This window comes from Bacteroides sp. MSK.20.82, from assembly GCF_019052485.1.
Lineage (GTDB): Bacteria > Bacteroidota > Bacteroidia > Bacteroidales > Bacteroidaceae > Bacteroides > Bacteroides thetaiotaomicron.
Genome location: NZ_JAHQUN010000055.1, coordinates 21133 through 32078, shown reverse-complemented (window position 1 = coordinate 32078; position 10946 = coordinate 21133). Strand labels below are relative to the sequence as shown.

Sequence of the window (10946 nt, the reverse complement as noted above, 5' to 3'; positions counted from 1 at the left end):
TTCGTAAACTTGGGTAAGATTTTATAGATATTGTTTGGAGAGGACTTAGAATTCAACCTTGCTGATTTCATGATTGGCAAAGAATATTCAACATTTAGTCTGTGAAAGTAGCGTCAACAGCTGATGAAGAGATGATATTTTCTCCAAAAATACCGTAAGTGGTAAAGCGGGTAATCGTATATTCGTTCGAACGTTTCGCAATACCGCCGTTTGTATTCAGTTCATAAGCTGTGGTTACACCTTCATTTCCCTGATTGTATTGGAGGCGATACAGATATTGGTCTTTGTAGAAAATCCAGGCAGTACCGGTAGCAGTTTCAAATCCGTTATTGTTGCCGGGAGTTACACTGCCACTTTCGAGAGTCGAGGTAGCCAGTAAGTAGTTGGCTGTACTGTTGGCCGATGTTACGGTAGCCGATACGACGTAAGTTGAGTGCGAATCCTTGGCAAGTCTACCTATCGCAGTGATTCCGGTAGCGTTGACAGTCAGCCCTTTTGTTGCCGTATGAGTAACCGGATCAATTTTATAAATAGCCGGATGATTGGTTTCTCCGTCTGCAGTAATGGGAATGACGCCGACATAAGCCACGCCGTTCTCACAAAACGGGGTACCGGAGAAAGAAGAGATACGATCCGGTTCAGGCAGTCCGTCTACATAGTACAGTTCTCCCTTATCCCCATTTCCTGTCGCCTTGAAGACAGCCATTCGCGTAGCTCCCGTGCCACGTGAGTTAATTTCGCCTGTGTACATCTGCAACAAGAAATAGTCTCCGGTGATGTGCCAGCAGCGCAGGAATGACTTGCCGCCCGAGAGTTCTTCCAGATTACAGTAATAGCTGTCAAAGTCAGTCGCGCCAGCTTTGATGCGGACCACTCCTGCCGGTAAGTTGGTTTTCTGTACGTCGGCATCCATGATCTTGGCATAACTCGGGGAAAACACATATACGTCTCCATTGTCGGCAGCCCAAATCGTCTGATAATACTGTGAACGCATACGTCCGCAAGCATAACTGATTTTGTCCGTCCTGATCAGCGTCGGGTTGTTGAAGTTTTCATCGTTGTAGATAGCCACCCATGCTTCGTTGGGGTACTGAGTCCACTGCAGTTCCCCTTTCTCATAGCTGGAGCTGTTGCTGCCTCCGTCTTCGGTTTTCACCAGTTCCGGATATTTCACCCACTTGCCATCTTCAAAAGCCGACCCGTATACACTTAGTCCCATAGGAATAGGAGCGGTATAAATTTTATTGTTGGCTTCAAGAATACCTGCGAAAGTAACGTACTCGCCATTTCCCAAAAAGTTTTCGCCACGGATGACATCTCTGTTTTTCATGATCTGGTCAGTCACATGCAGATAGGTAATAGCTATTCCCTTCTGTACGGATTGCGTTTCTTCCGGAGCAACGGCTCCCTCAGTTTCATCACAAGAGGTACAAAGCGTACCTGTCAACAGAGCCATTGCAAAGCTCCACATCAAAAAATTCTTCTTCATCTTTTTTTGAGTATTTGTAGTTAATCAAATTGTTTTTATTTCTCTCAGGTTTAAAATTCTTTCTGTTTCAATTTCCGCCGAAGTACACTCTCACTTTCCCATAGAAGGCACGACCGGCTTTCTGGAGACTGAAGTTATCATAGAGTTTTTCGTCAGTGAAGTTTTTACATTCGAACGATACGTTATATCGTCCATTCTTCAGACTGTAGGTGATGCCCAGATTATGTGAAAACTGTGTAGGCACTATGTCTTTGGTTTCCACCGCTCCCAATGCTTCGGAGTAAAGCGGAAAACCATGTACATACATATTGTCATAGGTAACGGTCAGCGTATTTCCTTTCTTCCAGAGGTTCCGCCAGAAGAAAGAGATGTCCGAATTGGCAAAACGGTAAGGCAAGTTCGGCATACGTGCGCCATAAGTCAGACTTTCCTGCCCGGTCTGCGTTTTCTCCACATTGTCACGCACGTCCATTTGTGTAAAGTTTCCGCCGATACTGACCCAGCAGGAGTAATTATAACGCGCGGAAATATGATAGCCTTTTGTTTCAACACTTCCATAGTTGCTGTAAGAGCCGTATGAACGGTTGCTCGTTGTTTCGATACTGCGATAGATATAATCGGAAGTATTCCGGTAAATCAGTCCGGTTTCCACATACAGACCGTGTTTACCCAATTGGCGATTATAGCTCAAATTGAAATTGAGGTTATCACTTTTTTCCGGATTCAGTCCTATTTTTCCCAGTTCAAGGTCTTCGTCACCAAAAAGTTCTTCGTTCGTAGGCAGCCGGTAAGCCTTCTCATAAGAAAGTTTTGCCTGCAATCCCGAAAGGATGAAATAAGTACCGGCCGCGCCATATCCCACAGAGCTTACATTATTGGTGAGACGGACGTAGTTACTCGTTCCACTGGTCGATGCGGACACGGGCCCCGCATTATATTGGTTGTAATATTTCCCGAATACGGATAAATTCCAGTGCTCCGAAGGCATCAGCCTGTATGAAAATCCGGTTATATTTTTGCGGGTCACTTTGGCGATAGCGTTCGATTCATCGACAGAAACGGAGTTGTGATTTTCACGATGAAAGGTGTTCAAGACGTGGTTCAGCACAAATGTATGCGCAGTGCCGATGTGGTAGTTGGCGGTAAAAGTAGCGTTCCAGTTGTCGTTGTCGGACTTCATATCCTGATATGACTGTTCTCCTTTTCTCCCTTTCAGAGAGGTTTTCTCACCAAGCCAGTTGAAACGGTACGTTGCCGTATCGACATTGTTCGTAAAGTTCCGGTTGTAATTGGCTGTGAATGCTACGTCCAGATTCCTGACGAATAAATTACGTTTACGATATTCCAGAGAAGGCATCAGAGAGTTTCCCTTACGATATTTTTCACCAAATACGACCTTTTGTACCACTCCTGTCTGGATTTCTTTGTACATACGCGAGTACGTCAGTCCGATCATCAGACGATCCGCCCATTTCTTGTCAACCAGCCCTACTTTGCCGACAACAGCCTCGTTGTGATAGTTGTCATGAAAGCGTTTCACATGTTCTACCTTGTCCGTATTGATAGCCGAGCCGCCGCCTTCATAAAACTCTTCGACAGGGGTATCCACATAGTAACTGTTGTCAGAATAGTTTTGGAAAGCGTTGATTTCGTAAGTCAGTCCATTCTTGAAGGTCTGTCCGAAGTTGACGTACGATTTATGTGTATTGAACGAGCCGTAAGAGTAGGATGCGTCCAGAAACCAGTTTTTCCGGTTTTTATTGGTTACGATATTGATAACTCCGCCCAAGGCATCCGTCCCGAACCCGACAGGCACTACACCACGGTACACTTCGATGCGGTCAGCAAAGTTAATGGGAATGTTGTTCAGTCCGAAAGAACTTCCTACGCCCTCCTGCGGCACTCCGTCAATAAACAGCTTGACGTGCTTGCCGGAAAATCCGTCCAGCGAAAGAATCATATCCGACCCCACTCCTCCGGCTTCCCGAAGTTTGAGTCCCGGAACTTTTGCCAAGGCATCAGAAAGGTTTTGTGTACTGTTATGCAGACCTTTCGCATCAATTGCCACCGCATTAAAGGCAGATTTATTTACCCGGCTCACTGCAGAAGTGGACACTACCACTTCATTCAGTTCCGTCACCTGCGGAGCAATCGTTACATTGACCCTTATTCTTTCACCGGCTTTCAGTGTCACTTTCTTTTCTACTGTCGTATACCCAATGGCCGATACAACCAGAGTGTAGTCGCCTGCTGCCGCTTTCAAGTGATACAATCCCTTTTCATCTGTAGTCGCTCCTCTGTTCGTCCCTTTCAGATATACAGTCGCAAAGTCCACCACTTCTTTTTCTACAGTAGAAATCACTCTTCCGGAAATCATCCCTCCGGATCGCCCATGTTGAGAAAATGCTGACACTGAAAATAAGAACGCAAGAAAAACCAGAAAACTTTTATTGATCATCTCTTTTTACTCTATTTACTTAATACCTACTATATAGTTCCGATAACGAATTCTAAAACGATACAAAGGTAGTGACAAATAGAGATGCGGGACAATCCCCATCTATTGGTAAAAATAGATCAACAAAAAGAAGATATCCGGAGATATACAATACCTAAAAATAAGTAATCACAGCATAAATTAAATAAAAACAGTATTATTTCAACCAGCGTTCCAAAGCCTGTTCCGTTTCCTGCCACAGTTGTTTTTGCTGCACATGGCAGAGGTATTTTTCGGACAGCTGCTTCCTGTGGCTGCTCGCATAAAGCTGTCCGCTGACTCCGGCCACTGCCTCATCCAGCAAGAGGCCGACGGCAGTGGAAGCCCCTTTCTTCGGCGTGCGGATAAAGGGGCGGAAAAAGATATCCGTCAGAGGGTCAAACCACTGGTGCATAGTGATGATGTCGGTAGAAACAATGCCGGGATCGGCGGCATTGACAGTGATTCCTTTTTCACGGAGGCGTTCCGAAAGTTCGATCGTAAACAGCATCAAAGCCAGTTTGGTATTGCTGTAAACAGGGATTCGCCAAAAACTTCCCTTTCTTCCCTGCCGGAAGAAATCGGGAAAATCGAGGTGTCCGATCGCATACGTGCAAGAAACCATGTTTACAATACGGGCTCCGCATGTCAATGCCGGAAGGAGTTTCCGGGTAAGCAGGTACGGCCCCAGATAGTTCACACTGACCGTTCGTTCAAAGCCGTCGTCGGTGATGTGAAGTCCGGTTTCCATTGTTCCGGCGTTATTCATCAGCAGGGAAACGGGGAGATGACGCTCCACAATCCGATCGGCAAAAGAAGCTGTCGATGCCATAGAAGACAGATCGACTGCCATGACTTCCATGTTTGCGTTTCCTGTCTCGTTCACTAGACGCTGCCGTATCGGTTCCGCTTTGGACGGACGATAGCAAGCCATAATAATATGGTAACCGGCTTCGGCTACGGCACGGGTTATTTCCGTTCCCATGCCGCCGTCGGCACCGGTGATGATTGCCCATTTCTCTTCACTCATTGCTTTTCCAGTTTTTCAATCTCCCGTTGCAGGCAGGGAGGCAGTTTTTCTTTCAGATGTTGGTGGCAGGCCATTTCGATTGTGTACATCCGCCCGATGCAGTAGTTGCTGTGTCCGCAGTTACAGCGCGCCTGCTCTTCCCGCCTCATCCGGTTGACAAACTCCGGTTCGTTGAGCAACGCACGTGCCATCTGGACGGCATCGAAGCCGGCATCCAATACTTCATCTATCTTTTCGCGGGACACCAGTCCGCCCACATAAATCAACGGGGCTTCCGGAAGTGCCGCCCGAAATTTCAGTGCATCCTCCAGGAAATAGGCTTCCCGGAAAGGAACGGTCGGAATCATCCACTTTCCAAACATCCGGACTCCGTATTTCAGCCACCAGCAGTCCATGTAGTAAGCCATCGAACGAATCGGCATCGCTCCCCGCATGACGTACATCGGGGCCTTGCTGACGAATCCTCCGCTCAGTACCAATGCGTGCGCGCCCAATGCCAGCAGGCGTTTGGCCACTTGCAGAGATTCATCGGTTTCCATGCCGCCTTTGAAGCCATCGCGCATATTCATTTTTACAATGACTGCCATGTCGCTTCCCGCCGCTGTCATCACCTCGTTCATCACCATTTCCATAAAGCGCATCCGGTTTTGGAGCAAGCCGCCGTAGTCGTCTTTCCGGTGATTGGTGTAGGGAGACAGGAACTGGCTGATCAGATATCCGTGTCCGGCGTGTACCTCGACGGCGTCGAAGCCGGCTTCCCGTGCCAAGTGGACAGCCCGTCCGTAGGCTCTGGCCATCTCCGGCAACTCTTCTCTCTTCATGCCACGCACGAATGTAGGAGAATAGAGATTGAAACCGGTAGAAGCTGAAATGGGAGTGGTTCCGCAAATCTTTTTATGGGACATATTTCCGCAGTGCCCTATCTGGATGCCTGCTGCCGCACCTTCCGTGTGTATAGCTCCGGTCACTTCACGCAAACCGGAAATGATTTCCGGACGCAGCCACAACTGACGGTCGAAGGAAAGTCCGCTTTGTGTCACGGCTGCATAGGCTACAGTCGTCATCCCGACTCCGCCCGCAGCCACCGAGCGGTGGTAATCGAGCAGCATTTGTGAAGGGGCGTTACCGGGACACATGCTTTCAAAAGCGGCAGAGCGGATCGTACGATTCCGCAGCGTCAATGGACCGAAAGTAACAGGGGTGAAAAGTTTAGATTCCATAGTACGCTATTTTATGTCAATAGATAATTTATTTCAAATCAATAGATAAAAGGAAATACACGTTTGCGTTCGCCTACTTCCGAGCCAAATTCTTCACGGTAGCGATGCCAGATTGCATTGGCACGGGGGACGAGATTGGCCACTGTCCACCAGAAGAATACAAGTCCGGATAGTGAACAAGTCAGTATTGCCCAGCCTGCCCATTCAATGATTTCGCCCAGATAATTGGCGGAAGTGACATAGCGGTACATCCCTTTTTGTGGCAGATAATGACGGGTATCCCCCGGTTTGCGCAAATGGCGGATGATATAGTCCGAATGCCAGTTCATCAACATGCCCGCAAAGAAAAGCAGACTGCCCGCAATAAACCATGCGGAAGTGAACCAGCCGGAATGATACATTCCCTCGGGTGAGAGATAAAATATCCATTCACCCTGCATATAGCCGTTCAATAGATTGAACAGGATTCCCATCGACATGATTGCCAGCGGCATTTTACTCTTTCCGGTCAGTAGCAGGGGAAAGACGAAGGCGCGCTGAAAATAATGAATCTGAAAGAAGACAAAGAATGTCAGTATGACCGGATCAAAACGACGTTCCGAGTGTATCCACATCCAGCACATGACCAGAAATACGGGGGCTTCCATCAGTATCCACGCCAGCTTGTTGGAAATGGCAACTCCCCAGGAGGCGGTGCGAAATATCCCGTAACCGGCTTTCACAAAGTAGAGGGCGATGAAAACAATCAGAGCGGTCAGACTCATGACGCCCAAAAATAGATTAAAGGCAGCTATACTCATCTTGATTTTCTTTTGAGATTCACAAAAATAACAAAAAAAGAAAAGAATGGTCACAAAAATAACTCAAATAAAAAACAGATCAAACGACAACAGACTTCCGGCATTCTTTGTTTATTCATTAAAAATCAGCTATCTTTGCAGTTGGTTATGAACTAAATAATAGAAAAAGCAATGGCAATGGAAATTAAAGCCATACCGACCTTAAAAGGAAAAGAAGCGGAACACTTCGTTAAGGCAGCGGACAAGGCTTATAAAAATCAAAACAAACAAGACTTCAGCAAACATGTGCTGGAAGCCCGTGCTGTGCTCAAAAAGGCTAAAATGTTATAAAACATGGGATTTCTTTTTGAGAAATGTACTTTTGCCGTACTTGATGAAGATACGATTAAAGAATGTGACCCTTTCTCATGTGGGCACCAAGACTTAGACGACTTCTTTCATAACGATGCTCCTCTCTATAATGCACAGCTATTAGGAAAAAGTTACTGTTTTCGTTCAGATAAAAAGCCTTCGGACATAGTATGTGCCTTCACTGTTTCTAACGATAGTATCAGAGTAAATATCCTCCCCAACAGCAGGGAAAAGAAAGTTCAGAAAGACATTCCCCGAGCCAAACAAATGCGCCGCTATCCGGGTGTATTAATCGGCAGACTTGGAATCAATAAAGAATACAAGCATCAGGGCATAGGCAGTGATCTGATGACTTTCATAAAATCATGGTTCATTGATGCGGGAAACAAAACAGGGTGTCGCTTTTTAATTGTTGACGCTTACAATGAAAATATTCCTCTGAACTATTATCTGAAAAACGGTTTCAAATACCTTTTCTCTACGGAAGCGCAAGAAGTGGAATATACAGGCTTTGAAACCGGAACGCATCTAAAAACACGCTTAATGTATTTTGATTTAATAGACATTATACCTTATCCCAATAATAGCAGCAAAGACGCAATCGACGGTAATTATTAAAATAACAAGTTTGTTCTCAACAGGTCACCTGTCCATAATCTCTCCTCCAGCAAAGGGAAAGATCATAGTTCACTGATATCCAAAGAAATAGAATGTATAATTCATCGGTTGTAGAAACGCCCTTTTAACGTAGCGTTAAAAGGGCGTTTCTACCTGCCAGGCTGTGCCCTTTCTACCAACGATAAATGCCTTAGCCTCCATCGGATGAAAAATACAGCAACCGCAAAGTGTTAAATGTTAAATGAACATCGGATGTTCTTCCTGAAACAAGTCACCCCAGACGTACAACCGGGTACTACCAAGATGTACAACTGGGGATTACCAAGACGTACATGCAGGGATTACCGAGATGTACGTCTGAGGTTAGTTATTATTGCATAAAAGGATTTGTTCTTATCAGCGTTTCTTGATGGGGATATAAGCCAGATCATCAAGAACATTTTTATAAGCCGGACGGATAATGCGTTTGCCTTCGAAGTTCAGTTCCTCATTGCGGTGCGCACACCAGCCGACAATACGAGCCATGGCAAACAGCGGAGTGAAAATCTCCTGCGGCAAACCAATCATCTCATATACGAAGCCCGAATAGAAGTCGATATTGCTGGAAACCGTCTTTCCGTTGTTCTTCACACGTCCGAAAGTAGCGATGGCACGCTCTTCAAGCAGTTCGAGGAAAGCGAACTCCTCTTCTTTTCCTTTCTCACGGGCAAGGTCACGAGCCAGTTCTTTCAGCAACAGCGCACGAGGATCAGAAATTGTGTAAACAGCATGACCGATACCGTAAATCAATCCGGTCTTATTATACACTTCCTTATTCAGCATCCGTGTGAAATAGGTATCTATCTCGTCCACGCTCTTCCAGTCCTTGATGTTCTCCTGCAAGTGATGGAACATATCGGCCACCTGGATATTCGCGCCTCCGTGAAGCGGGCCTTTCAACGAACCGATACCTGCGGCGATGGCCGAATATGTATCTGTTCCGGTGGAAGAAGTCACACGAACCGTGAAAGTCGAGTTGTTACCACCGCCGTGTTCTGCCTGCAAAATCAATAGCAAGTCGAGCGTACGAGCATCCAGTTCCGTATAATCTTTTTTGAGCATATAGAGGAAATTCTCGGCAATAGAGAGTTTCTCCTGCGGATGACGGATGTGCAGGGAACGGCCGAATGTAGCATGGCGGAGCATATTATAAGCATACGCAATGATGGTCGGAAACTTGGAGATAAGATCGATACTCTGGCGCATCAGATTATCGCGGGAAGTATCGTCGGCATCGGGATCGAAACGGTACATTTCGAGTACGCTGCGCGAAAGAATATTCATGATATTATTTCCCTCCAGCTCGATAATATTCATTTTCGTCTTCTGTTCGAGCGCCATATTGTCATTGATCAGTTCGCGGAAAGAAGCCAGTTCTTCCTTGTCCGGCAGGCGACCGGAAAGCAGCAGATAAGCCACTTCTTCGAAGCCGAAACGTTTTTCCTTGATGATGGCGTGGGAAATGTCTTCCACATCGTAGCCCCGATAGAACAATTTTCCCGGAATTGGCTTCAGACCGCCGCCGGGGATACGTTCGTAACCTACCACATTACCAATCTTTGTCAGACCTACCAATACACCGGTGCCGTCTTCATTACGCAGTCCACGCTTCACGTCAAACTTGGGGAACAATTCATTGTCAATCCGGGTTGCCTCTTTCATCTCCTCGGAGAGCTTGTAAATCAAATACTCTTTCTTCATAATACTTCGTTTTTAATCGTTACATTTACTTTTCGATTCTTTCCACAATTTCGCGTGTGAAAGCGGTGGTAGACAGGGATGTACCTCCCGGCATAAAGCGAGCCAGATCGTGCGTGGCACGGGCATCGAGGAAACTCTGTTCCAACGCCTTTTCGATAAGCGCGGCCGCTTCTTTCCATCCCAGATATTCAAGCATCATCACCGCCGAAAGAATGATAGAACAAGGATTCACGACATCCTTTCCGGCAATGTTGGGGGCGGTTCCATGAGTCGCTTCAAAAATGGCGTGCCCCGTCTTGTAGTTAATATTTGCTCCCGGAGCAATGCCGATGCCGCCTACCATTGCCGCCAACTGGTCGGAAACATAGTCTCCGTTCAGGTTCAGCGTGGCAATCACGGAATACTCTTCGGGAATCAGTAATGTATTTTGCAGGAAAGCATCGGCGATGCAGTCCTTTATCACCAGCCGGCCGTCTGCCAGCGCGTCGCCAAACTCACGTTGCGCCAGCTCATAGCCCCATTTCTTGAAGCCTCCTTCGGTGAACTTCATGATGTTTCCTTTGTGCACCAGTGTCACGGAAGGCAGATGATGGTCGAGCGCATACTGGCAGGCAGCCCGCATAAGACGTTCCGTGCCCTCACGGGAAACAGGTTTCACTCCAAAAGAAGAGGTCTCGGGGAAGCGGACTTTCGTCACTCCCATCTCGTTTTTCAGGAATTGATAGAACTTCTCGGCTTCGGGAGTACCTGCCTCCCACTCGATTCCTGCATATATATCCTCCGTATTTTCACGGAACACGCACATGTTCACTTTTTCCGGTGCTTTCACCGGAGAATGAACGCCTTGATACCAACGAACCGGACGCAGACAAACATATAAATCCAGAGTTTGGCGCAAAGCCACGTTCAAAGAACGGATTCCACCGCCGACAGGGGTCGTCAGCGGACCCTTGATGCCGATCAAATATTCTTGGAAAGCCTTCATCGTTTCATCCGGCAACCACGAACCTGTCTCGTTGAAAGCGCGTTCGCCCGCCAGCACTTCTTTCCATTCAATCCGGCGTTTGCCGCCATATGCTTTCTGAACAGCCGCGTTCACAACGGCTTGCATCGACGGAGTTACTTCCGCTCCTACTCCGTCTCCGGTAATATAAGGTACGACAGGCACATCGGGCACCGACAGCGTACCATCTTTTTGCATGGTTATTTTGTTCATTTCTAT

9 protein-coding genes and 1 pseudogene are annotated in these 10946 nt (G+C 46.9%); 2 read left to right on the top strand and 8 right to left on the bottom strand.

The features are described 5' to 3' along the window. Positions 1–94: 94 nt before the first annotated feature. The 6 genes and pseudogenes from KTR07_RS28545 to KTR07_RS24550 form a co-directional block, all read right to left on the bottom strand. Positions 95–460 carry a DUF4374 domain-containing protein gene (locus KTR07_RS28545; RefSeq protein WP_234119614.1) on the bottom strand — a complete coding sequence of 122 codons (366 nt, stop codon included), beginning with the start codon at positions 458–460 and terminating at the stop codon, positions 95–97. Beyond that, positions 449–1435 (bottom strand): annotated as a pseudogene (locus KTR07_RS24570) (DUF4374 domain-containing protein); the annotation flags it as partial. The pseudogene KTR07_RS24570 and the gene KTR07_RS28545, both read right to left, overlap by 12 nt. Positions 1436–1556: 121 nt before the next feature. Beyond that, positions 1557–3947 (bottom strand): TonB-dependent receptor, encoded by a 2391-nt coding sequence (locus tag KTR07_RS24565; RefSeq protein WP_011108117.1) that lies wholly within the window; start codon positions 3945–3947, stop codon positions 1557–1559. A gap of 196 nt (positions 3948–4143) precedes the next feature. Further along, positions 4144–4995, bottom strand: coding sequence for an SDR family oxidoreductase (locus tag KTR07_RS24560; RefSeq protein WP_011108118.1), 852 nt, complete (start codon positions 4993–4995; stop codon positions 4144–4146). Continuing rightward, complete coding sequence (locus KTR07_RS24555; protein ID WP_011108119.1) at positions 4992–6215, bottom strand: NADH:flavin oxidoreductase; 1224 nt, start codon at positions 6213–6215, stop codon at positions 4992–4994. Before KTR07_RS24555 ends, KTR07_RS24560 begins: the two co-directional genes overlap by 4 nt. A gap of 38 nt (positions 6216–6253) precedes the next feature. Beyond that, positions 6254–7015, bottom strand: a complete 762-nt coding sequence (locus KTR07_RS24550) for a DUF1295 domain-containing protein (RefSeq protein WP_011108120.1) — start codon at positions 7013–7015, stop codon at positions 6254–6256. Positions 7016–7186: 171 nt separating this feature from the next. Here KTR07_RS24550 and KTR07_RS24545 point away from each other — a divergent pair, with 171 nt between their 5' ends. Both KTR07_RS24545 and KTR07_RS24540 read left to right on the top strand, forming a co-directional pair. Next, positions 7187–7345 (top strand): hypothetical protein, encoded by a 159-nt coding sequence (locus KTR07_RS24545; protein WP_008761044.1) that lies wholly within the window; start codon positions 7187–7189, stop codon positions 7343–7345. Positions 7346–7348: 3 nt separating this feature from the next. Further along, on the top strand, positions 7349–7984 hold the full coding sequence (locus KTR07_RS24540; RefSeq protein ID WP_062694589.1) for an N-acetyltransferase: 636 nt from the start codon (positions 7349–7351) through the stop codon (positions 7982–7984). 396 nt (positions 7985–8380) lie between these two features. Here the strand turns inward: KTR07_RS24540 and KTR07_RS24535 are convergent, their stop codons facing one another. Together KTR07_RS24535 and icd are read right to left on the bottom strand one after the other, a co-directional pair. Further along, positions 8381–9724: a citrate/2-methylcitrate synthase gene (locus tag KTR07_RS24535; protein WP_008766471.1), complete on the bottom strand. Its 1344-nt coding sequence runs from the start codon at positions 9722–9724 to the stop codon at positions 8381–8383. 25 nt (positions 9725–9749) lie between these two features. Beyond that, positions 9750–10940: an NADP-dependent isocitrate dehydrogenase gene (gene icd / locus KTR07_RS24530; protein WP_254306573.1), complete on the bottom strand. Its 1191-nt coding sequence runs from the start codon at positions 10938–10940 to the stop codon at positions 9750–9752. Positions 10941–10946: the final 6 nt, after the last annotated feature.

Excerpts from the sequence above, each read along its gene's own strand:
- KTR07_RS24535 (WP_008766471.1), bottom strand. The coding sequence starts at position 9,724 with ATGAAGAAAGAGTATTTGATTTACAAGCTCTCCGAGGAGATGAAAGAG.
- KTR07_RS24555 (WP_011108119.1), bottom strand. The coding sequence starts at position 6,215 with ATGGAATCTAAACTTTTCACCCCTGTTACTTTCGGTCCATTGACGCTG.
- KTR07_RS24550 (WP_011108120.1), bottom strand. The coding sequence starts at position 7,015 with ATGAGTATAGCTGCCTTTAATCTATTTTTGGGCGTCATGAGTCTGACC.
- KTR07_RS24565 (WP_011108117.1), bottom strand. The coding sequence starts at position 3,947 with ATGATCAATAAAAGTTTTCTGGTTTTTCTTGCGTTCTTATTTTCAGTG.
- KTR07_RS24540 (WP_062694589.1), top strand. The coding sequence starts at position 7,349 with ATGGGATTTCTTTTTGAGAAATGTACTTTTGCCGTACTTGATGAAGAT.
- KTR07_RS24545 (WP_008761044.1), top strand. The coding sequence starts at position 7,187 with ATGGCAATGGAAATTAAAGCCATACCGACCTTAAAAGGAAAAGAAGCG.
- KTR07_RS24560 (WP_011108118.1), bottom strand. The coding sequence starts at position 4,995 with ATGAGTGAAGAGAAATGGGCAATCATCACCGGTGCCGACGGCGGCATG.
- icd (WP_254306573.1), bottom strand. The coding sequence starts at position 10,940 with ATGAACAAAATAACCATGCAAAAAGATGGTACGCTGTCGGTGCCCGAT.